15 protein-coding genes are annotated in these 21,693 nt (G+C 68.2%); 2 read left to right on the top strand and 13 right to left on the bottom strand.

The annotated features are described in order from the left end of the window. Window positions 1-25: 25 nt before the first annotated feature. The 6 genes from QZM67_RS02085 to tssJ form a co-directional block, all read right to left on the bottom strand. Window positions 26-2,359 carry a serine/threonine-protein kinase gene (locus tag QZM67_RS02085; protein ID WP_301800460.1) on the bottom strand — a complete coding sequence of 778 codons (2,334 nt, stop codon included), beginning with the start codon at window positions 2,357-2,359 and terminating at the stop codon, window positions 26-28. A gap of 72 nt (window positions 2,360-2,431) precedes the next feature. Beyond that, window positions 2,432-3,127, bottom strand: a complete 696-nt coding sequence (tagF, locus tag QZM67_RS02080) for a type VI secretion system-associated protein TagF (protein ID WP_175024506.1) — start codon at window positions 3,125-3,127, stop codon at window positions 2,432-2,434. After that, entirely contained in the window at window positions 3,109-6,735 is a 3,627-nt protein-coding gene (tssM, locus tag QZM67_RS02075) for a type VI secretion system membrane subunit TssM (RefSeq protein WP_301800457.1), read from the bottom strand. Before tssM ends, tagF begins: the two co-directional genes overlap by 19 nt. Window position 6,736: 1 nt before the next feature. Next, window positions 6,737-8,059 (bottom strand): DotU family type VI secretion system protein, encoded by a 1,323-nt coding sequence (locus tag QZM67_RS02070; protein WP_175024504.1) that lies wholly within the window; start codon window positions 8,057-8,059, stop codon window positions 6,737-6,739. Between the two features lie 15 nt (window positions 8,060-8,074). Further along, window positions 8,075-9,484 (bottom strand): type VI secretion system baseplate subunit TssK, encoded by a 1,410-nt coding sequence (gene tssK, locus QZM67_RS02065; protein ID WP_301800455.1) that lies wholly within the window; start codon window positions 9,482-9,484, stop codon window positions 8,075-8,077. Further along, window positions 9,481-9,996: a type VI secretion system lipoprotein TssJ gene (gene tssJ, locus QZM67_RS02060; RefSeq protein WP_301800451.1), complete on the bottom strand. Its 516-nt coding sequence runs from the start codon at window positions 9,994-9,996 to the stop codon at window positions 9,481-9,483. The genes tssK and tssJ overlap by 4 nt, the downstream gene beginning before the upstream one ends. Window positions 9,997-10,626: 630 nt before the next feature. Between tssJ and QZM67_RS02055 the strand changes: the two genes are divergently transcribed. Then, complete coding sequence (locus tag QZM67_RS02055; RefSeq protein ID WP_027791608.1) at window positions 10,627-11,013, top strand: TssQ family T6SS-associated lipoprotein; 387 nt, start codon at window positions 10,627-10,629, stop codon at window positions 11,011-11,013. Between the two features lie 44 nt (window positions 11,014-11,057). Beyond that, complete coding sequence (gene tagH / locus QZM67_RS02050) at window positions 11,058-12,518, top strand: type VI secretion system-associated FHA domain protein TagH (RefSeq protein ID WP_301800449.1); 1,461 nt, start codon at window positions 11,058-11,060, stop codon at window positions 12,516-12,518. A gap of 61 nt (window positions 12,519-12,579) precedes the next feature. On the opposite strand, the gene QZM67_RS02045 is transcribed toward tagH, so the two are convergent. The 7 genes from QZM67_RS02045 to QZM67_RS02015 form a co-directional block, all read right to left on the bottom strand. Further along, window positions 12,580-14,058: a diguanylate cyclase gene (locus tag QZM67_RS02045; protein ID WP_301800447.1), complete on the bottom strand. Its 1,479-nt coding sequence runs from the start codon at window positions 14,056-14,058 to the stop codon at window positions 12,580-12,582. Between the two features lie 397 nt (window positions 14,059-14,455). Then, window positions 14,456-15,901 (bottom strand): NAD-dependent succinate-semialdehyde dehydrogenase, encoded by a 1,446-nt coding sequence (locus QZM67_RS02040; RefSeq protein ID WP_301800446.1) that lies wholly within the window; start codon window positions 15,899-15,901, stop codon window positions 14,456-14,458. Window positions 15,902-16,052: 151 nt separating this feature from the next. After that, window positions 16,053-17,363: a cytochrome c gene (locus tag QZM67_RS02035; protein WP_301800445.1), complete on the bottom strand. Its 1,311-nt coding sequence runs from the start codon at window positions 17,361-17,363 to the stop codon at window positions 16,053-16,055. Between the two features lie 16 nt (window positions 17,364-17,379). Further along, complete coding sequence (locus QZM67_RS02030) at window positions 17,380-19,602, bottom strand: xanthine dehydrogenase family protein molybdopterin-binding subunit (protein WP_301800444.1); 2,223 nt, start codon at window positions 19,600-19,602, stop codon at window positions 17,380-17,382. Window position 19,603: 1 nt separating this feature from the next. Further along, window positions 19,604-20,059, bottom strand: a complete 456-nt coding sequence (locus tag QZM67_RS02025) for a (2Fe-2S)-binding protein (RefSeq protein WP_043183740.1) — start codon at window positions 20,057-20,059, stop codon at window positions 19,604-19,606. A 135-nt stretch (window positions 20,060-20,194) separates the two neighbouring features. Further along, window positions 20,195-20,494, bottom strand: a complete 300-nt coding sequence (locus QZM67_RS02020) for a putative quinol monooxygenase (protein WP_175042172.1) — start codon at window positions 20,492-20,494, stop codon at window positions 20,195-20,197. Between the two features lie 107 nt (window positions 20,495-20,601). Next, window positions 20,602-21,660 carry an NADP-dependent oxidoreductase gene (locus tag QZM67_RS02015; RefSeq protein WP_301800443.1) on the bottom strand — a complete coding sequence of 353 codons (1,059 nt, stop codon included), beginning with the start codon at window positions 21,658-21,660 and terminating at the stop codon, window positions 20,602-20,604. Between the last annotated feature and the right edge of the window lie 33 nt (window positions 21,661-21,693).

The following is a 21,693-nucleotide window of genomic DNA, read 5'->3' as shown; positions in this document are numbered from 1 at the left end:
GGCGGCCAGCGCCGCCTGGCTGACGTCATTCGAATGCATAGTCGATGTTGACCGGTTTGCTGCCGAAGTCGATCGCCACGGTGCGGTGCAACGGCGGCAGCGAGCCGTTGCGGATCTCGATCACGTAGACGCCCGGCGTCAGCGATACCGAACGCAGCGGCGGGCTCGCGCCGCGCCGCGCGCCGTTCACGTAGATGTCGCCCCACGGCCGCACGTTGAATCGCACCTGCACGGTTTCCTGCGCCTTCTGCGGACGCGGCTGTTGCTCGGCGGGCAGCACGTTCGCGGCGGCGATGGCCGTCTGGTTTTCAGGCGGCTTCGGCGCCGAGGATGCCGAAGCCACCGGTGGTACGGCGGCTTCCGACGGCGGCACGTTGACGACGCGCTCCGACGCGTCGAGGCTGCCGGCGGGCGCGATGGCGGAACTGGAACCGGCCGCCGCCGGGGCCGGGTTCGTCACGGTGGTCGCAACCTGCGGCGCGGGCGCGGCTTCAACGGCAGGCGTGCTGGCAGGCTCGGCGGCAATGGGGGGCGGCGGAACTTGCGCGGACGATCCGGCCGGCAGGCTGGACGGCGGCACGACGGTCGGTGTCGGCCCCTGTTGGGCCAGTGTGGCGGCCGGCGCGCTTGCAGGCGGAGACGTGCCGGCCAGCGGCTGGCTCGCAACGGGCGCGGGCGCGTCGGCGACGCGGGCAGGACGCGACAGATAGGTTGCGGCGAGGCCGACGGCGATCAGCGCGACGAGCGCGCTACCGACGTAGACCGGCAGGCGGCGGTGGCGCGATCCGGCGGTGGCTTGACCGCGTTGGGCACCGGGCGGCACGGATGCACCGCCTGATGACGAAGCCGATGCGGCGGGATACGGTGCGCCGGCAGTCGCGTGCGCGTTCGCATTCCCGGAACCTGCTGCACTGCGCGCACCGATGTCCGTGTCGGGATTTGCGGATCGCGTACCGGCTTCGTCGCGGGTGTCGGTTCGTGCAGCGGGCGGTGCTTTCGCGCGTTCGGCGTTTCCGTTCGGTGCGTCGGATTCAATCGGCTTTTCAACCGGGTTGACCGCCGGCTGAGGCCCAGACGATGCGGACGCTGCGAGCGTGCCGGCGGCCGCAGTCGTGGCGCCTTGCGCGGCCGCCTGGCGCGTTGAACGCGCATCGGTCTCCGGCTTGGCAGCGGACACGGCAGACGATGCGGATGCCGTGTCGGTGGCCCTGGACACCTGATCCTCACCGGCGGGCGTTGACGGCCGCCCATCCTGCGCAGCGTTGCCCGAAGCGGTCGCGCCCGCGCCGATCGAAGCCGCAGCGGCAGCCGACGTCGTGCCGGACGCAGCAGAAGCTTCACCCTTCCCTTCCCCGCTCCTGCCTGCTTCAGTCACAGGCGGCACGGCCGCCGCACCATACCCGCCACCCGCCCCGAAATCCCGCAACCCGAGTTCCGCCGCGAACGCTGCGACCGATTCCGGCCGATCCGGAATCCGCAACTGCAGCGCATGATCGACGGCCGCGAGAAACGCCGGGCTGTACACCTCGCCGGCCGGCAGTTCGCGCGATGCGAGCGGCCGGTACGTGTCCTTGATGCTGCGCACGACCGCCGCGGGCGGCAGCTCGCCGGTGATCATCGCGTGCATCACCGCGCCGAGCGCATAGAGATCGGTCCACGGCCCCTGGCTGAACGCGGGATCGTCGGTGTACTGCTCGATCGGCGCGTAGCCGGGCTTGATCATCATCGCGCCGTCGTCGACCAGATCGCCGATCCGTTTGCGCGCCGCGCCGAAGTCGAGCAGGATCGCGCTGCCGTTCGGGCGGATCAGCACGTTGTCGAGCGCGACGTCGCGATGGAAGCACTGCGCGCGGTGCAGCGTGTCGAGCGCGCCGAGCAGCGCGCCGACGATATTGCGCAACTGCGTCTCGCTGATCCGCATCCCGCCGTCGAGCAGCTGCTTGAGCGTGCGCCCTTCGTAGAACGGCATCACCATGTATGCGGTGCCGTGGCTTTCCCAGAAATGCAGGACCTTGACGAGCCCCGGATGATCGAATTGCGCGAGCAGGCGCGCTTCGTTGAGGAACGCGCCGCGCCCGGCGTCGAACGCCTGCGCGAACCGCTCGGAGCGCAGCGACACCGTATAGTCGCCGCCGCGCGTGGCCAGCATCGACGGCATGTATTCCTTGATCGCGACCGCGCGCCGCAACGTGCGGTCGAATGCGCGATAGACGATCCCGAAGCCGCCGATGCCCAGCACCTCGTCGAGCTGCAGTTCGCCCAGGCGATGGCCGAGCGGCAGCGGCCGCACCGTGAATTCGGATGCGTCGCCGCGTATCGCCGTGTCGTGCTCGTTGTCTCTCGATCCAGCGTCCTTCATCTCCACCACCTCTCGAAACCGCGTCCTGTCCGCCCGCCGCGCCCGGCGGCCCGCCCTCCTGCGGCCGGGCCGCTAACTGCCGCCGAACAGCGTCAGGAACAGCGCGTTGTCGGGCGTGCCCGTATGCGCATGCGTGCGCAGCGGCGATCCGTCCGCGCGGTTGGTCCACCAGAAACTGGTGCCGCCGTGCGGATCGAAGTAACCGGACAGCCCCGGCCACGCAGCCGGGGCCGGCCGTTCCGGCGGCGGCGCCGGCATGCCGTCGACGATGTCCGCGTACGTGTCGTCGCCCTGTGTGAGCCGCACGCGTTCGAGCATCTGCTCGAGATCGCCCGGCGCGCGTGCATGGCGGATCGCGTCGAGCAGCGCCTGGCCGACCTGCCAGTAGAACGTGTCGGCGGCATCCGGCAGCCCGTTCCAGTAATCGGCCGCGCGCATCGGCAGCGTGACGATCACCGGGTAGTAACGCCCCACGCGGTCGCAGCTCGGCGCGAGGCAGCCCGGCTGCACGCACGACGCGCCGGCGCCCGCCGGAATCAGGAAATTCCAGACCGGCGCGACCGTGTAGTGGCGCTCGATCTCGTCCGCGCCGCGCTGCCGCATCGCGGCCATCCCCTGCTGGAGCCAACGCTCCCACCACAGCGCGAGCGCATGCGGCAGACGGCTGTTCACGAAGTCGCCGGCGCCGGGAATCTTCCCGTACCAGGCCGGCGCATCGCCGTCGGTACGCGTGAACGGCGGGGTCGAGCTCATGGCTTCGGAGGGCATGTAAAGGACTCCATCTGGGGCAGCCTGAACGGGTTGCGGACACTGCCCGCATTCACTTGCAGCACGATCGGTTTGCCGTCGACCGTGAAGCGCGCAATCATCTGGTCGGAACCGCGCCCGGCCGACACGGCCGCGCGGTCGAACAGCCGGTGCAGTGCCCACGGCCCGTCGGTCGAGAAACCGTCGGTCGCACCGGCCTGCCCCGATACCTGCAGCCGCACCTGGTTGCTGCCGCGCGGGCCTGGCCAGTCCACCGCGCTCTGCACCAGCGGGCCGTGCGCGTAGCGGACGATCTGCCCGTCGACGTCGAGCACCATCTCCGTGATCGACGGATCCATTTCGAGCGGCTGGATCTGCACCTTCAGTTGCGCGGTGCGCGCACCGCCGCCGAAATAGACGTCGCGGATCACCGCCGCCTTCTCGAACGATGCAAGCATCGCGGCGGCCGACGGATCGGCGTCCGCATTGCGGTTCGCGAAGCGCCACGGATGCGACGTCGTATCGACGATCGACTGCAGGTTCTTCTGGAAGAAGTCGTCCATCAGCCCGCCGGGCGCGAACATCTGCGCGAAATCCGCCGGCGCGACGTCGCGCGACGCGCCGCGCGCGAACGGATAGCGGCCCGCGATCGCCTGCCGGCAGAAGTCGCCCACGTTCGCGCCGGCCCGCGTCGCGACGCTGCGCTGCTCGACGGTCGCGACACTGCCGTTCGCGACGTTCGACAGGTCGTCGAGCACTTCGCGGAACGGCGTCGGCAGGCGGCCGGCCTGCGCGCGCAGCTTGGCGGGCGCGTCGGACGGCGGCGGTTGCGCGCCGCTCCTCAGCGCGTCGTCGGTGGCCGTCAGGTACGTGTACAGCGCGTCGATCGACTTCAACACCTCGTTGAACGCCTGGGCCTGGTCGCCGCTGCCCGGCGCGAACGCGCGCAGCCCGGCGAAGTGGCTGTCGACGATCTGTTCGGCGCTCGCGGGCGCCGCCGCGGATGCGCTCGCATTGCTGCCCTGGCCCGCGAAGATCTGCGACAGCGAACTGCGCGCCTCGTCAACCTTGTCCTGCGCGCGCGCCGCGAGATTGCGCGCCCCGCCCGGCGCATCGCCGAGCGCCGTGTCGCGCGCGAGCGCAACCATCAGCCGCGTGAGCGGCGAATCGGCGGACGACAGCGCACGCGCCACCTGGATGCTCTGCGCGAGCGTCGCGGTGCGTTGCAGTTTGATGTCGGCGAGATAGTCGTCCCAGATCTTCAGGTAGTCGTTCAGGTACAGCTGGCGGATATCGCGGGCCCATGCGGCCGCGTCGTTCGGCCCCGGAATCTCGGAGAGACCGAGGTTCAGCACCCACACTTCCTCGCGTCCGTAGGCTTCGACCTCGCCGGCCAGGCGCGGCGCGAACACGTTGCGATAGCCGTTGCGCGTATAGAAGCCCGGCACGCCTTCCGACAGCGGCTTGCCGCTCTGGCGGCGGAACACGAGCGACGCGTCGGGGCCGACTGCCCGCGCGACGCTGAAGTCGAACGCGGAGGTGGCCGGCCGCAGCGTGAGCGTGAGCTGACGGTACAGCCGCTGCGAGAACGGCACCTGCCGCAGCCGGTCGCGCACGTCGGCCACGAGCCGCTCGTTCATCGGATACGGCGACACCGCGACGCGTCCGCCGAACAGCGCGGCGAGATGGGCACGCAGCGCGGAGCGCTCGGCCGGCGAGAAATCGGGCGGCAGCGCGCGTTCCATTTCGAGGTCGACGACGGCCTGCACGAACGCCGGATCGTAGTGCGCGCTGTCGTACAGCATCAGGTACGCCTTCAGCGCCGCATACGCGTATTCGGTCTCGTCGGGCCGTGCGTCGCGCAACGCGGCTTCCATCCGGCTCGCGGCGATCGGCAGCAGCACGTCTTCGAGCGCGCGCCGGTACACGGCATCGACGGCTTCGTCGATCTTCTCGCCCTGGAACAGCCCCCACCGATACGCGAGCGGCGGATGCTGCAGGTCGACGCCGCCCGCATTCGCGAGGCCGCCGAGCGCGTCGAGCACGGGCAGCAGGCGGGCGACGTCGGCGGCATCGGAGAATTTCGCCCCGGCGATCTGCGTATCGACGGCCGGTACGCGCGCGGCGATCTGGTCGAGATACGCGCGATTGTTCGAATAGCTGCGCAGCCACGCGACCAGCACGGCCACGCACACCAGCGCGAGCAGCACGTAGCCGGCGATCTGCAGCACGCGCCGCTTCTGATGCCAGCGCAGATCGCTGCCGGCGAGCGCGGCTTCGCGGAAGATGTGCTCCTGCAGCAGCGACTTCAGGAAGAAGCTGCGCCCGGTCGAACCGACCTGCGCGACCGGCGGCACGCCCTCGATCTTCAGGAAGCGCTTGATGCCGCTCATCACGCGATCGAACGCGGTGCCCTCCTGCGTGCCGCTCGTCAGGTAGACGCCGCGCAACATCGGCATCGGCTCGTAGCTCGACACGGAAAACACCTCGGCGACGAACTGGCCGAGCATGTCCTGCAGGTCGGCGATCTGCTGCGGCAGCAGGTACGTCATCTCGCGCTGTCGGGCGTCGGTCTGCGCGGCAAGCAGTTCGGGCAGCCCGTCATTCAGCCGCTGGTGCAGCAGCCGGTATTCGCGGTCGAATGCCGCGCGCAGGTCGAAACCCGGTGCCTCGCTTTGCGCGAGCGGGAACGTGAAACCCCACACCTGCGCGCATTCTGTGCGGCCGTAGCTGCTGAAATACTCGGCGAAGCCCGCGAGCAGGTCGGCCTTCGTCACGAGCAGGTACACGGGAAAACGGATGCCGAGCTGCGCGCGCAGTTCGAGCAGCCGCTTGCGAAGCACCATCGCGTGCTGCGTGCGTTCGGCCTCCGACGCGCCGAGCAGGTCGGCCACGCTGATCGTCAGCATCGCACCGTTCAGCGGCTGGCGCGTGCGGTATTTCTTCAACAGGTCGACGAAGCCTTTCCACTCGGCCTCGTCGAGCGCGCGGTTGCCCTCGTGCGTCGTATAGCGGCCGGCCGTGTCGATCAGCACCGCGTCGTTCGTGAACCACCAGTCGCAATGCCGGGTGCCGCCTACGCCGCGAATCGCCGCGCGGCCGAACTGCTCGGCGAGCGGAAAACTGAGCCCGGAATTCACGAGCGCGGTGGTCTTGCCCGAGCCCGGTGCGCCGATGAACACGTACCACGGCAACTGATACAGATACTGGCGCGACATCCGGTCGAACCACTGCGACAGGCCCTTGCGCGCTGTGTCGGCCTGGCCGAAGCGGACTTTCTTCAGCAGCGTCGCGGCTTCGTCGAAGCGGCTGCGCAACTCGTCGAGCTGCGCTTTGGCCGGATCGTCGGCGGTGGCCGGCCCCGGCGCGGCTTCGCGCAGCTGGTTCAGCAACTGCGCGTTGAGGCGGCCGGCACGCCAGCCGCGCCACGCGACCCGTGCGCCCCACGCGAGGAACAGCACCGCGATCGTCAGCCCGCGCGCCCAGCCGCTTTCGAGCGGCCGGACCTCGGCGAACGAGAACAGCGGGCCGGCGAGCCAGATGAAGCATGCGAGCACGACGAGACCGGCGAAAGTCCAGATTTCCCGCGACGGCAACGGCCGGACGAAACGCGCGACAGCCTGGTTCATGTCAGTGGGCTCCCTGCGTGGCGCTCGCGCCGACGGCGGCAGTGCCGGGCGCCGGCAGCAGCGTGATCTCGACGCGCCGGTTCAGCGCGCGGTTCGCCGGCGAATCGTTCGGTGCGACCGGGTCGAGCGTGCCACGCCCTTCCGCCGCGAGCCGCTCCGGATGGTCGAGCCGCGCGGCGATCATGCCGCGCACGGCTTCCGCGCGTTCGCGCGACAGGTCCCAGTTCGACGCGAAGCGCGCGGTATGCACGGGCGTGTCGTCGGTATAGCCGGTCACGCGCACGTTGCCGGGCACCTTGTTCAGCGCATCGGCCACGCGCGCGAGCACCGGCACGTAGCGGTCGATCACCGACGTCGAGCCGGACTTGAACAACCCGTCGCCGCGCAACACGATCACGCTGCGATCGGCGTCGTCGCGCACCGACACGAGGCCAGCCGCGATTTCCGGTTCCAGGAACTTCGCGATGCGCGGCGCCGGCGCCGGACGCGGCGGCGCCTGCGCGGGCTGCAGCTTCGGCACGTGCAGCGCGTCGATCGACGCGAACAGCCGATCCGAATGCCCGGCGAGCGCGATCCGCAGCCCGACGAACACGCCGAAGCCGATCAGCAGCGCCAGCGCCACGCATACCCACAGCGGCACGACGAAACGGCGTGCGACATCGCGCGTGACGACGTCGCGCCAGTGCGGCGACAGCGCCGGTTCGAATTCGCCGCGCACCGAGCGGATCGTCAGCGCGAGCTGGTGGCGTAGCGCGTCGAGCTGCGCATGACCGTTGTCGAGCACGCGATAGCGGCCCTCGAAGCCGAGCGCGAGACAGAAATACAGCAGCTCGAGCAGGTCGAGATGCTGGCGCGGCTGCTGCGACAGGCGTTCGAGCAGGTGGAAGAACTTCTCGCCGCCCCAGGTCTCGTTGTGGAACGACACGAGCAGGCTGTGCGACGACCACACGCTGCCGCCCCACGGCGTCAGCGCGGCCGCTTCGTCGAGCGCCGTGCACAGGCAGTAGCGCGCGCCGATGATCGCTTCCGACGGCACGCCGGCTTCCTGCGCACGTGCCTCGAACTGCCGGATCTCGACGACCAGGTGCTCGCGCAGCCACGCCGGATTCGGGTGATGGACGGTCGAACGGATCTGCGGCACCAGGTTCAGCAACGGATTTGCCGCCGCGACGAGCGGGTTCGTGCCGCTCGCGGCCCAGCGCCCCGGGCGCGGCTGCGTCGCGGTCGGGCCGGCCGTGCCCGCCGCGGACGGATGCACGCCGCCCGGATTCGGCGGCACGAATCCGCCTGCGCCGGGGGAGATCGAATCGGAGGAGGAATTCATCGCGTCGCCCCGCCCTTACCCGCGTATCGCCCAGAACTCCATCGAGAGTCCAGGGAATTCGCCGGCGAAATGAAAAGCGAGACCGCCGGAGCGCGCCAGCTGCTTCCACAGGTCGCTGCCCTTGTCGATCTCGAAGTACGTATGACCTGCGTGATACGGGATCTGCCGCGGCGCGACCGGCAACTGGCGCATCGTGATGCCCGGCAGCTGTAGCTGCACGAGATCGCGGATCCGCTCGACCGGCCCGAGCTTCGCCTGGGCGGGAAAACGCGTGCGCAGGCTGTCGGCCGGCACGTCCGCGCGCACCGCGAGCACGAAGCCGGCCGTGTCGCGCAGCGCCGGGTCGGCCAGCATCGCGACGCGGATGCCGTTGCCCGCATCGCGCAGCTCGATCTGGATCGCGTTTTGTTCGAGCACCGTCGACAGCGACCGGCGCAGCTCGGTCATCAGTTCCGCGAAGCTCGTGCGCAGGTCGTCGTGCACATAGACCGCGAGCGACTGCGGGCGCCGGCCGGCCGCCGTGAATGTGCTGAGGTCGCACGCGAGCTTCAGCCAGTCGCAGAACAGCGCCTCCGGATGCGTCGACACGTGCTGCTGCGCGTGCCAGGTCAGTGCGAGATAGCGGTTCACGAGCTGCAGCAGCAGGAAATCCGCGACTTCCGACACGCCGCCGCGGCCGGGCTCCGACAACCGTGCCGCGAGCGCTTCGCTGCGTTGCGTGAGCAGCCCGTGCAGCTCGCGTGCATAGGCCAGCAGCACGGCGTCGTGCTGCGCGACGAGGCGCGGCGGAATGTAGCCGTCGTCGACGAGCAGCCGCGCGTCGGTGCGCCGCTCGACGATCCGCGCGACGCCGAGCGCGTGCCAGTCGCCGGTCAACTCGGCTTCGAGCATCAGCCGCACGTTCAAGCGGCCCGTCTGCAGCAGCGCGGGGCCGAGCGCGACCGCGTTCGCGTCGGCCACTTCGTATTCGCGCACGACGTAGCGCGCGACATCCACGCTGCCATTAGCGCCGTTCGCGCCATTGCCTCCGGCTGCCCCTGCCCCTGCCCCGAACGACACCTCCTCGCCCCCGCCGCGCCACAGCGGCAGCGCGAGCACGACGAGCTGGTCTTTCGCGTCGGCCGGCACGTCGAGCGGTTCGGGGAGATCGTCCGGATGGGACAGGTCGAACGGCGTGCCGTCGCGCATCACGCCCGACGCGGTGCGCAGCGCGACCTTGCCGAGCGCCAGTTGCTCGCGATCGAGCTCCAGCGTGTCGAAGCCCCAGTAGAAGCCCTGCAGCGGCAGGCAGCGCAGCGCGACGTAGCGTTCCCAGTGCCGTTCGAGCTGCTGGAAATGCTGCGGCCGCAGGAACATCCCCTCGGTCCACACCACTCGCTGGCGGAGCGCCGCGACCGGCGTCGCGGACATCGTCGGTTCGGTCATGGGCGCCCCTTCGCATCGTTCAGCGCGATGCCGCCATTGCGTACGGCGATCGACAGCTTCAGCTCGCCCGGCGACGTCTGCCAGAACTTGTAGAGGTTGAGCTGCTTCGCGCGCGGCAGCGGCACCGTCAGCCGCCAGCGGTTCTTTTCGAGCATGCGGTATTCGGCGACCACGCCGATCGCACCCGCCTCGACGTTGCCGCGATAGTGCAGCGTGCGCGATTCGCCGGGCCGCAGGATCACGCGGTCGGTGCCGAGCAGGTCCGCGCCGAGCACGTTCTCCGGCTTGTCCTGCAGCGAGAAGAAATCCGCGCTGTCGAACGACGACGACGCGCGGAGCTGGAACACCTTCAGCACGATCGGCGAAGGCTTGCGGTTCATATCAGGGTTGACGTCGGGTGCAACGTCAACCCTGATCGCATACGGCACCGCCGCGGCGTGTTCCGTCGCGCCGCATCCCGGCAACAGCATCACGCATCCCCATACGATGAAACTGCTCGACCGCCATTGCATATTCCACCCTCGCCACCTAATAGCCACGCACCGGTTTTCGACTGCCAAACCGGATGATCTGATTGAAAAAGGGACAATTAATTGATCGGTAATTGTGTAACCTGCATATCCATACATTGCAATCCGTGTCGGCAAATTATTCTTGTAAAAAGCCGGGTCATATCATTCGGGGTTTTTGAAAGTCGATTTGGCGAAATGATGGGCAATTGAATTGAGATTGGTAAATTAATGGCAACAGTTAATCCGACCGGTGCGCCTGGGCGGCCCGGTTCTATGGCACGGACACCTGTCGGATGGCTCGGGGGCGCAAGCCGGCCGGCCGCCGGGCAAGGGGCGCCCGCGACACGGAGGGTGTGCCAGGCTATTCGTTTCGCACGAACGGACGGGCCGTTTTTTCGAGCATTGACGTGCGCTAACCAAACAACTGACGAATCCGAAAAACACAGCGAACTATAGGCCGTTTTTCTGGATTCACAAGCACTGAAATTCGTAGTCGATTCTGCATTCAAGTGGAAATGAATCGGCCAAATGAAACAAAACGTAACAGCTGGTTCGATGCAGATGATTGGCACTAGAATCCAACAGCGCTTGTGTGCCACCTTCCAATTACGCCAATTTTTAATTTCAATAATGAAAGGTCGTTCATCGCTCGTTCTTTTCCTCGGCGCATTGTTGCTGGGGGCCGGCGGGTGCAGTACGTCCCCGACACAGTCGGCTGCACGCGCGACGGTCGATAGCGCGCGTGCCGCGTACGACAGCGGCGACTACGGGCGCACGATCGCGCTGCTGAGCCACGCGAAGGAGATCGACGGCGCCGACACCGACACGCAGGTGGCCGCGCACAAGCTTCTCGCGTTCAGCTATTGCGTGACGAACCGCATCACGCCGTGCCGCGCCGAGTTCTCGAAAATTCTCGATCTCAACCCGCGCTTCGACTTGTCCCCTGCCGAGAAGGGGCATCCGATCTGGGGGCCCGCGTTCGAATTCGCGCGCCGCAGGCATGCGTCGTCATCCTGAACGAACCGGCTTCCACGCGAGCGCTTCACCGAGCGACGTATGACATGCAACTGATCGTGATCGAACATGCCGGCGAGCCGGTCGAAAACGACTCCTACGACGCCGTCGTGTTTCATCCGCCGGGCGGCACCATCGGCCGGGCCAGCGACAACCATCTGGTGTTGCGCGACGACACGCGGCAGATCTCGCGGCTGCAGGCGCTGCTGCAGGTCGGCGACGACGCCTGCCTGCTGAAGAACCTGAGCAGCGTCTCGACGATCGAGGTGAACCGCGAGCCGGTCGGCTATGCGCAGGAGCGCCCGCTCAACACCGGCGACATCATCCGCATCGGGCCGTATGTGCTGCGCGCCGAACGTGACGATGGCGGCGATGACGACGCGGCACCGGTCATCGACATGGCGCGCGATGCCGGCGTGCACGTCGATACGCAGGCGCAGGCGCAGGCGCAGGCGCGCGCGTCAGCGACGCCCGCGCAAGCTTCGTCTTCGCGGGTCGATACGAAAGGCGGCGGCAACCGGCTGTGGGGGCTCCTGCAGGATCGTCTCGCGCCGCGCGGCAAGGCGGCGGACGCCGGTACCCGGCCAGGTGGCCCGGCACGTGCGGATGCACCGCAGCCGGCGAACCGCGCAGCGCAGGCCGTACCGCCCGCGCCGTCGCAACGCGACCTGAACCAGCTATCGACCGATCCGCTCGACCTGTTCACGCAGTCGTCGGGCGATATCGGCGCAACGGGCACGGCGGCGCAAGTCGATCGTGGCCACGCCGATCGCGAAGCGTCGTCCACGACACAGGCCGACCACGCACCCGAGTGGATGCAACACGTGCGTGTGCAACCCGCCGCCGCGCACGCCGCCGATACGCAGCCCGCCGACGAACCGGCGCCGCGTGCCACCCGCGCGCCGACGCCCGATGAACTGCTGAGCGCGTTCTTCGAAGGCGCGGGGCTCGATACGGCCGCCGAATCGCATCAGTGGTCGGCCGAACAGCTGTACATCGCGGGCCAGTTGCTGGCGCTGTTCGCGAACGGCACGGTCGAGCTGCTGTCGTCGCGCAGCATCCTGAAGCGCGAGGTGAAGGCGCACATGACGATGCTGCTCGACCGCGAGAACAACCCGCTGAAGCTGCTGCCGGACGGCGGTGCGGTGCTGCGGCAGATGTTCGGGCTGCCGCTGCCGGGCTTCATGTCGCCGCAAAGCGCGGTCAGCGACGCGTTCCAGGATCTGCATGCGCACCAGATCGGCATGGTCGCCGGCATGCGCGCCGCGTTGATGGACCTGCTGACGCGCTTTTCACCGCAACGGCTGCGCGAGCGGGACGACGCGATGCGCTGGTACGAGAAGCGCTTGCCTGTGCTGTACAAGGCGCGGATGTGGGATCGCTACGCGGCCACCCATCGCGACACGGTGTTCGCGATCGAGGACGACTTCGCGTCGGTGTTCGGCAAGGCGTTTCTCGCGGCGTACGACGCGGAAGTGGAAAGCTATCGCGGCAGCGGCCGGCATTGAGCGTCTAGCCTTGGAGGGCACGCCTGCCATCGGCAGCGGGCGATGCGTGCCGGCGGTGGTGTCAGGCGCCAGTTTCATGCGACGCGACCTTGTTTCGCCCCGTTTCCTTCGCGTGGTACAGCGCCTCGTCGGCCGCCTTGATCACCGATTCGACCTCCCCTTCCTGCCCGGGCGCCCAGCTTGCCACGCCGATACTCGCGGTGACGCGCCCGAATTCGCTTTCCGCATGTTCGATCGCCAGTCCGTCGATGGCGGCCCGAATCCGTTCGGCGATCTCGGTCGCACCCGTTGCCGGCGTATCGGGGAGGATCACGACGAATTCCTCGCCGCCGTAGCGGGCCGCGGTGTCCGCGGGACGCCGGATGTTGTCGCCGATGCACCGCGCAACCGCCGTCAGCGCGTCATCGCCGGCCTGGTGACCATAGGTGTCGTTGTAGGCCTTGAAGCGGTCGACGTCGACGAACAGCAGCGAAAACACCGAACGGGCACGGCGTGCGCGGCGCCATTCGAGGTCCAGCACTTCCCCGAACGAGCGGCGATTGTTGAGCCCGGTGAGGCCATCGGTGCGTGCCAGCATCACCAGCTCGGATTCGGCACGCATCCGCCGCCGCAGCTGCGTGCCCAGCAAGAACGACAGCACGATGAACGCCACGCCGAAGGTGGCCACCAGCGCGCCGATCGTGATCGCCCGGCGCCGCCACGCGGCGTAGATGTCCTGCTCCGCCTCGGCGACCATGATGATCATCGGGAGGTGCGGCAGCGTCTTGAAGTAGTACAGGCGCCGAACCTTGTCGATCGTCGAGGTGTCAAGGAACGAACCTTCCGGCGCCGTCATGAAGTGGCGAAACGTCGCCGCCTGGCTGATGTCGCGACCGATGGTGTGCACGTCGTACGGCTGGCGCATGAACATGATGCCGTCCGTGCCGACCAGCGAGATCGCGCCGTGCGAACCGAGCGCGAGGCCGGCGAACAGCGTGTGGAAATACTCGAGATTGACCGCGATCATCACGATGCCGCCGAACGAGCCGTCCGGATTCGACACGCGGCGCGTCAGCGCCACGCTGAGCGAGCCGCCGCGCAGGCGGGACGCGTAGGGATCGCTGATGTAAAGCCCGGCGTTCGGATTGTCGCGATGAACCGTAAAGTATTTGCGGTCGCCGAAATTGCCCTGTCGCGGCACGTCGGTCGCCGAATCCAGGATGATGTTGCCGGCCGAATCCAGCACGAGCATCGAGCCGAGAAATTTCGCCGTCATCGCGTGATCGAACAGGACGCCGCGCCGCAAGGCCGGCGACGCCGCCATGACGTCCGGCCGCTGAAGGCCCTCGATCACCGCCTCCAGCGACAGGCCGTACAGTTCGATATTGCGTTCGATGTCGCGCTCGGCGACGAGCGCCAGATTCCGCGACGTATCGCGCGCGCGATCGAGCGCGTCGTGACGGCTCTGAAACAACTGCAACACGCAGAGTCCCATCAGCGCGCACGCTATCAAGGTCCCCGCCAGCACAACGTAGTACGGCGCTGCCGACCGCGGATGCATCCGTTTCCTCTCAGGTTAGGCCGACGCTCACGCACCGGTTGTTATGGTTTGTTCTGAATAACCTATACCAAAAAGTGCGACGCCCGGGTACGAGGTGCAGTCCGAACTTGCCAGGTGGTTGACGACGTGAGCCGCGCGGTGTCGGGCGGATCGTGTGTCGTGCGAGCCGGCACCGGATGCCGGTATCGATTCACCGAGGGGTGTAGTGTGTGGCGTTGCCGATGATGGAATTGAAACAATCCATCCGCAGTGGCACGCACAGTGAAATGCCGAGTGGGTTGCCGTTCGAATGCACGGCAGGCGGGAAACGCTGGCGAGAGACCGGGCATGCCGCCCGGCCCGCGCCGACCGCGCGCGCCACGCCAATGGCGCCGCGCACGCGATCGATCGACAACCGTCAGACGGCCATCACCGTCACCGACTTCGTGACGAGGTACGGCTCGAGTGCTTCCGGCCCGCCTTCCGACCCGTAGCCCGAGTCCTTCACGCCGCCGAACGGCATTTCCGGCCACGGCGTTGCCGGCTGGTTGATCCACAGCATCCCGACTTCGAGGCGCTGCGTGAGCAGGTGCACGTTCGCGAACGAACGCGTGAACGCGTAGCCGGCGAGGCCGAACGGCAGGCGGTTCGCTTCCGCGATCGCGTCCTCGAGCTTGTCGAAGCCGCGGATCGCCGCGACCGGGCCAAACGGCTCGTTGTTGAACACGTCCGCTTCGAGCGGCACGTTCGCGATCACGGTCGGGGCGAAGAAGTTGCCTTCCGAGCCGATCCGCTCGCCGCCGGTTTCGATGCTCGCGCCGACCTTGCGCGCGTTGTCGACGACCGACGCCATCGCGGTGAGCCGGCGCGGGTTCGCGAGCGCGCCGAGCGTCGTGCCTTCCTCGAGGCCGTTGCCGACCTTCAGCCCTTCCGCATGCTTGACCAGCGCGCGCGTGAATTCGTCGCGGATGCTGTTGTGCACGAGAAAGCGCGTCGGCGAAATGCAGACCTGCCCCGCGTTGCGGAACTTCGCGCCGCCGGCGGCCTTCACCGCGAGCGCGACGTCGGCGTCCTCGGCGACGATCACCGGCGCGTGCCCGCCCAGCTCCATCGTCGCGCGCTTCATGTGTAGGCCGGCCATCGCGGCGAGCTGCTTGCCGACCGGCGTCGACCCCGTGAACGTGACCTTGCGGATCACCGGATGCGGGATCAGGTACGACGAGATTTCAGCCGGATCGCCATACACGAGGCCGATCACGCCCGCCGGCACGCCTGCGTCGACGAAGGCGCGCAGCAGCGCGGCCGGCGACGCGGGGGTTTCTTCCGGTGCTTTCACGAGAAACGAGCAGCCGGTTGCCAGCGCGGCGCTCAGCTTGCGCACGACCTGGTTGACCGGGAAGTTCCACGGCGTGAACGCGGCGACCGGGCCGACCGGCTCCTTCACGACGGTCTGCTGTGCGCTGAGGTTGCGCGGCGGCACGATCCGGCCGTACACGCGGCGGCCTTCGTCCGCGAACCATTCGATGATGTCCGCCGCCGACAGCACTTCGACGCGCGCTTCGGTGAGCGGCTTGCCCTGTTCCTGCGTCATCAGCTGCGCGATCGCGTCCGTACGTTCGCGCACCAGCGCGGCCGCCTTGCGCATCGTCGCCGCACGCTCGTGCGCGGGCACCTTGCGCCAGGCGTCGAAGCCGCGTTGCGCGGCGGCGAGCGCACGGTCGAGATCGGCGATGCCCGCATGGGCCACCTTGCCGATCGGCTTGCCGGTCGCCGGGTTCACGACGTCGATCGTCTTGCCGCTCACGGCGTCGACCCACTCGCCGTCGATCAGCAGTTGCGTATCCGTATAAGTCACGTTAGCCATCCAGACACCCCTACATTGCGTCGATAAACGCGCGCTGCCGCGAACGGCCGCGCGCCGGTTGACAGAAAACACCAGGCCGCCGGGCAGGCATGCACCCGGCGGCAGTGACGGCGGGCACGCCGGCCCGCCATCGTTCCGCATGGGGCCGCGCTCAGCGCGCGGCCGCCGTCGCCTTGCGGAGTTTCGCGACGTCCGCCGCCTGCACCGCCGGCGCGCCGTTGTTCCAGCCGGCGCGCATGAACGTCAGCACGTCGGCGATCTGCTGGTCGTTCAGCTGGTTCGAGAACGCCGGCATCGGATACGCGGACGGCACGCCATCGATCACGAGCGTCTCGCTGCCGTTCAGCGTCACGTTGATCAGCGACGCGGCATCGGCTTCGAGTACGTTCGGATTGCCGGCGAGCGGCGCGAGCAGCGGCGCGTAACCGCGTCCGTCCACGCCGTGGCAATGCAGGCAGTAAGCGTTATACACCTTCGCGCCCGGATCGGCTGCCGGCCGGCCCAGCGCGACCTGCGTCGCCTTCGGATCGTAGCGGTACGGCGGTGCGCCCGTGCCGCCCGTCGCCGGCAGCGATTTCAGGTAACGGGAAATCGCCGCCAGATCGTCGTCGGAGAGCGCCTGCGTGCTGTGGTTGATCACGCTGACCATCGAACCGAACGCGGTCGCATGGCGGTTCGCGCCGGTCTTCAGGAACTGCGCGACCTCGGCCTCGTTCCAGCGGCCGAGCCCCGTGTTGGGTTCGCCGGTCAGGTTCGATGCGAACCAGTTGTCGATCGGCGCACCCGACAGGAATGCCGCGCCGCCTTCGTCGAGCGCCTTCTCCTGGAAGCCGACACCGCGCGGCGTGTGGCACGACCCGCAGTGCCCGAGCCCCTGCACGAGATACGCGCCGCGGTTCCACATCGCGTCCTTGGACGGTTTGTCGGCATAAGGCGTCGTGTCGAGGAACACCATGTTCCACAACGCGAGCGGCCAGCGCATGTTGAGCGGCCACGGGATGTCCGACGGCCGGTTCGCCTGCTTCACCGGTTCGACGCCGTGCATGAAGTACGCGTACAGCGCCTTCACGTCGTCGTCCTTCAGCTTCGCGTACGACGGATACGGCATCGCCGGATACAGGTTGTGACCGTCCTTCGCGACGCCCTTGCGCAGCGCGCCGGCGAATTCGGCCTCGGTATAGCCGCCGATGCCCGTGTCCGGATCGGGCGTGATGTTGGTCGTGTAGATCGCGCCCATCGGCGTGACCATCTTCAGGCCACCCGCGAACGGCGTGCCGCGCGGCGCGGTGTGGCACGCGACGCAGTCGCCCGCTTTCGCGAGATACGCGCCGCGCGCGACGAGTGCGCTGTCGGGCGTGGCGGCCTGTGCGGTCACAGCGGTGCCCAGCGCGCAGAGCGTGCCGATGGCGATCAGCGACGCACGAAGGGCGTGAGCGGCATGGGTCAGGGTCAGATTTCGCATCTCTTGTGTCCTCCCCTTACGCCGTCTTCAGCTGGTCGCCGACCGGCAGCTTGCGCAGCCGCTTGCCGGTCGCCGCGAAGATCGCGTTCGATACCGCCGCGGCCGTCGCGGCCGTGCCCGGCTCGCCGATCCCGCCCGGCGCTTCACCGCTTTTCACGAGATGCACCTCGATCGGCGGCGTCTCGTTGATCCGCAGCATCCGGTAGTCGTTGAAGTTGCTCTGCACGACGCGGCCGTCCTCGATCGTGATCTCACCATACAGCGCGCCCGTGATCCCGAAGATGATGCCGCCCTGCACCTGTGCCTCGATCGTGTTCGGGTTGACGACCATACCGCAATCGACCGCGCACACGACACGCTTCACCTGCACCTCGCCGTTATCCACCGCGACGTCGACGACGATCGAGAAGAAGCTGCCGAACGCGTGCATCACCGAGACGCCGCGCCCTTGCCCCTTCGGCAGCGCCGGGCCGCCCCAGCCGGCCGCCTTCGTTGCGACGTCGAGCACGTTGCGCGCGCGCGGTGTCTTGTCGAGCAGCGCGCGGCGATACTGCACCGGGTCGGTCTTGGCCTGCGCGGCCAGTTCGTCGATGAAGCTCTCGACCACGAACGTGCCGCGCGTCGGGCCGACGCCGCGCCAGAACGCGGTCGGTATGTGGCGCGGCTCCTGGCGCACGTAGTCGACCAACTGGTTCGGCAGGTCGTATGGCAGCTCGGCGGCAACCTCGACCGCATCGGGATCGACGCCGTGCTGGAACGCCGGCGGCGCGAAGCGCGCCATGATCGACGAGCCGACGATCCGGTGCTGCCACGCAACCGGCTTGCCATTCGCGTCGAGGCCGGCCGAAATCCTGTCGTAGTAGCACGGCCGGTACATGTCGTGCTGCACGTCTTCCTCGCGCGTCCAGACCACCTTCACCGGTGCGTTGACCTGTTTGCCGATCTTCACGGCCTGGCCGATCATGTCGGTCTCGAGCCGCCGGCCGAAGCCGCCGCCGAGCAGGTGGTTGTGCACGACGATCCGGTCGGGCGCGAGGCCCGTGAGTTGCTGCACGGTATCGCGCGCCCGTGTCGGCACCTGCGTGCCGACCCAGATCTCGCAGCCGTCGCCGCGCACGTGCACCGTGCAATTTACCGGTTCCATCGTCGCGTGGGCGAGCAACGGTTGTTCATAGACGGCGTCGACGCGTGTCTTCGCATTCGCGAATGCCTTGTCGACGTCGCCGTCCTTGCGTGCGACCGCGCCCTTGCCGTTCGCTGCCGCATGCGCGAGATCCGCGAAAAGATCCTTCGTCGAGACCTTCGCGTCCGTGCCTTCATTCCACTTCACGACCAGCGCCGATGCGCCACGCTTCGCGGCCCACGTGTGATCGCCGACCACCGCCACCGCGTTGTCGACGCGCACGACCTGGCGCACGCCGGGGATCTTCTTCGCGGCCGCATCGTCGACGCTCGCGACCGTGCCGCCGAACACCGGGCTGTTCACGATCACCGCGTACAACATGCCGGGCAGGCGCACGTCGAGCCCGAACTGGGCCGTGCCGTCGACCTTTTCCGGTGAATCGAGCCGCTTCGCGGGCGTGCCGATCAGCTTGAAATCCGCCGGCTTCTTCAGCGCGACATCCTTCGGCACCGGCAGCTTGGCCGCCGCATCGGCGAGCTGGCCGTACGACGCGCGCCGGCCGCTCGGCGGATGCTGCACTTCGCCGTTCGCGGCGCGACAGGATGCCGGATCGACATGCCATTGCTTCGCGGCGGCCGCGACCAGCAGCGTGCGTGCGGTCGCACCTGCACGACGCAGCGGTTCCCACGCGTAGCGAATCGACGTCGAGCCACCGGTGAGCTGGCCGCCGAGCAGCGGATCGAGGAACAGCTTCTCGTTCGGCGGCGCATGGTCGAGCGTCACGCTCGACAGCGGCACTTCGAGTTCTTCCGCGACCAGCATTGGAATCGACGTATAGACGCCCTGCCCCATCTCGACCTTCGGCATCACCAGCGTGACCTTGCCGGCGCGGTCGATCTGCACGAACGCGTTCGGTGCGAACACGCCGGCGCGCGCGGTTTCATCGCCGTCGCCGCCGATCACCGAACGGCGCGCATCGTCGCCCGCGGCCGGCAGGCTGAAACCGAGCAGCAGGCCACCGCCCGCCGCCGCGCCCAGCGACATGCCGAGCTTGAGGAACGAACGGCGCGACACGCCCGCGCCGGCCCGACCTGCTTCGATCAGTCCTCGGGACATGTCAGGCCTCCTTGGCGGCTTGCTTCACGGCCGCGCGAATCCGGTTGTACGTGCCGCAGCGGCAGATATTGCCGGCCATCGCCGCGTCGATGTCGGCGTCGCTCGGGTTCGGGTTCGATGCGATCAGCGCGGTGGCGGCCATCACCTGCCCCGACTGGCAATAGCCGCACTGGACGACGTCGAGCTCGCGCCACGCCTGCTGGACCTTGTGGCCGGCCGGCGTCGCGCCGACGGCTTCGATCGTCGTGATCTTGCGGCCCGCGACGGCCGCGACCGGCAGCACGCACGAGCGCGCGGCGACACCGTCGAGATGCACGGTGCACGCGCCGCACTGGGCGATCCCGCAGCCGAACTTCGTGCCGGTGAGGCCGACGACGTCGCGCAGCACCCAGAGCAAGGGCATGTCGTCGGGGGCGTCGACCGAGCGGGTTTCGCCGTTGATGTTGAGGGTGATCATTCAGCCTCCGGGGCCGGTGTATTGGGGAGGTGGCGCGAACGGCGCGCCGCGTGATGTCGTCATCGCCGCCGCGTGCCGTGCGGCGGGTGCCGTGCGGCACGGGTGGGCTCGGGCCGCGACGGTGGTGCTGCGTGGTTACTCGGCGACGTCGATGCCCGACAGCACCTTGATGACCGGCGGCGCGGTGAACCAGTCGGCCGACTTCGTACGGAATTCACCGAAATACGGGCTTGCGAGATGCGCGTCGAAGGCGGCCTGGTCGTCGTAGATCTCGTACAGGTGCAGGTTCGGCGAGCCGTCCTGCTCGCGGAACAGGTCGTAGCGCCGGTTGCCCGGCTCGGTGCGCGTCTTCGCGACCATGCTGCGCAGTTCCGCCTCGGCGGCCTCCGCGTGTTCGGGTTTCAGGAACAGGGAAGCAATCACGTGAAGCGCCATCTTGTCACTCCTATCGAAACGGAATCGGGAAAGCCGCCCGCCGGCGTCAGGTATTTCATGTAACGCCGGCGGGCGGCCGGTTGTTGCTGCAAGCCGGTACTGTCGTGTCAGGCCAGTTCGTCCGGACCCACGCGCACGACGACCTTGCCGAAGTTCTTGCCGGCGAGCAAGCCGATCAGCGCTTCAGGCGCATCGGCGAGATCGGGGACGACGTCCTCGAGCGTCTTCACCTTGCCATGCGCGACCCATTCGCTCATTTCCTTCATGAACGGCGCATAGCCGGTTGCATAGTGATCCAGGATGATGAAACCCTGCATCCGGATGCGCTTGCGCAGGATCGTGCCCATCAGTGCCGGCACGCGGTCGCGGCCGGTCGATACAGCCTTGTCGTCGTAGGCCGCGTCGTTGTAGTGCGCGATGATTCCGCATACCGGCACGCGCGCATGGTCGTTGAGCAGCGGCCACACCGCGTCGAACACGGCCCCGCCGACGTTCTCGAAATAGATGTCGATGCCGTTCGGGCAAGCTTCCTTCAGCTTCTCGGCGAACGCCGGGTCGCGGTGGTCGACGCACACGTCGAATCCGAGCGTATCGGTTACATACGCGCACTTGTCGGCGCCGCCCGCGACGCCGACCACGCGGCAGCCCTTCAGCTTCGCGATCTGGCCGACCACCGCGCCGACCGCACCGCTGGCCGCCGCGACGACCACCGTTTCACCGGCCTTCGGCTCGCCGATCTTCAACAGCCCCGTATAGGCGGTGAAGCCCGGCATGCCGAGTACGCCGAGCGCGTACGACGGATGCGCGAAGTCGCGGCCGAGCGGAATCAGGTCGCGGCCGTCGGACACTGCATAGTCCTGCCAGCCCGCACCCGCGACCACGAGGTCGCCTTCGCGGAACGCGGGCAGGTTCGACGAAACGACCTGGCTGACCGTGCCGCCGACCATCGGCTGGCCGAGTTCGGCCGGCGCGGCATAGGACGGCGCGTCGCTCATCCGGCCGCGCATGTACGGGTCGAGCGACAACCAGACCGTGCGCAGCAGCACCTGGCCGGCGCCGGGCGTCGGCACCTCACCGGATTCGGTACGGAAGTTGCCCGGCGTCGGCGCGCCGACCGGGCGCGAATTCAAGATGATCTGGCGGTTTGCGGTCTTGCTTTGCGGCATGTAAGCCTCCGTCAACAGGAATGGACGTGCTTC

The organism is Burkholderia sp. AU45251 (genome assembly GCF_030482905.1).
GTDB classification, from domain to species: domain Bacteria; phylum Pseudomonadota; class Gammaproteobacteria; order Burkholderiales; family Burkholderiaceae; genus Burkholderia; species Burkholderia aenigmatica.
Note: the sequence above shows the minus strand (reverse complement) of the source record. Positions and strands in the feature narration are given on the sequence as shown.

Excerpts from the sequence above, each read along its gene's own strand:
- tagH (WP_301800449.1), top strand. The coding sequence starts at position 11,058 with ATGCAACTGATCGTGATCGAACATGCCGGCGAGCCGGTCGAAAACGAC.
- QZM67_RS02030 (WP_301800444.1), bottom strand. The coding sequence starts at position 19,602 with ATGTCCCGAGGACTGATCGAAGCAGGTCGGGCCGGCGCGGGCGTGTCG.
- QZM67_RS02085 (WP_301800460.1), bottom strand. The coding sequence starts at position 2,359 with ATGAAGGACGCTGGATCGAGAGACAACGAGCACGACACGGCGATACGC.
- QZM67_RS02015 (WP_301800443.1), bottom strand. The coding sequence starts at position 21,660 with ATGCCGCAAAGCAAGACCGCAAACCGCCAGATCATCTTGAATTCGCGC.
- QZM67_RS02035 (WP_301800445.1), bottom strand. The coding sequence starts at position 17,363 with ATGCGAAATCTGACCCTGACCCATGCCGCTCACGCCCTTCGTGCGTCG.
- tssK (WP_301800455.1), bottom strand. The coding sequence starts at position 9,484 with ATGACCGAACCGACGATGTCCGCGACGCCGGTCGCGGCGCTCCGCCAG.
- QZM67_RS02055 (WP_027791608.1), top strand. The coding sequence starts at position 10,627 with ATGAAAGGTCGTTCATCGCTCGTTCTTTTCCTCGGCGCATTGTTGCTG.
- tssM (WP_301800457.1), bottom strand. The coding sequence starts at position 6,735 with ATGAACCAGGCTGTCGCGCGTTTCGTCCGGCCGTTGCCGTCGCGGGAA.
- QZM67_RS02040 (WP_301800446.1), bottom strand. The coding sequence starts at position 15,901 with ATGGCTAACGTGACTTATACGGATACGCAACTGCTGATCGACGGCGAG.
- QZM67_RS02070 (WP_175024504.1), bottom strand. The coding sequence starts at position 8,059 with ATGAATTCCTCCTCCGATTCGATCTCCCCCGGCGCAGGCGGATTCGTG.
- QZM67_RS02045 (WP_301800447.1), bottom strand. The coding sequence starts at position 14,058 with ATGCATCCGCGGTCGGCAGCGCCGTACTACGTTGTGCTGGCGGGGACC.
- tssJ (WP_301800451.1), bottom strand. The coding sequence starts at position 9,996 with ATGCAATGGCGGTCGAGCAGTTTCATCGTATGGGGATGCGTGATGCTG.
- QZM67_RS02025 (WP_043183740.1), bottom strand. The coding sequence starts at position 20,059 with ATGATCACCCTCAACATCAACGGCGAAACCCGCTCGGTCGACGCCCCC.
- QZM67_RS02020 (WP_175042172.1), bottom strand. The coding sequence starts at position 20,494 with ATGGCGCTTCACGTGATTGCTTCCCTGTTCCTGAAACCCGAACACGCG.
- tagF (WP_175024506.1), bottom strand. The coding sequence starts at position 3,127 with ATGCCCTCCGAAGCCATGAGCTCGACCCCGCCGTTCACGCGTACCGAC.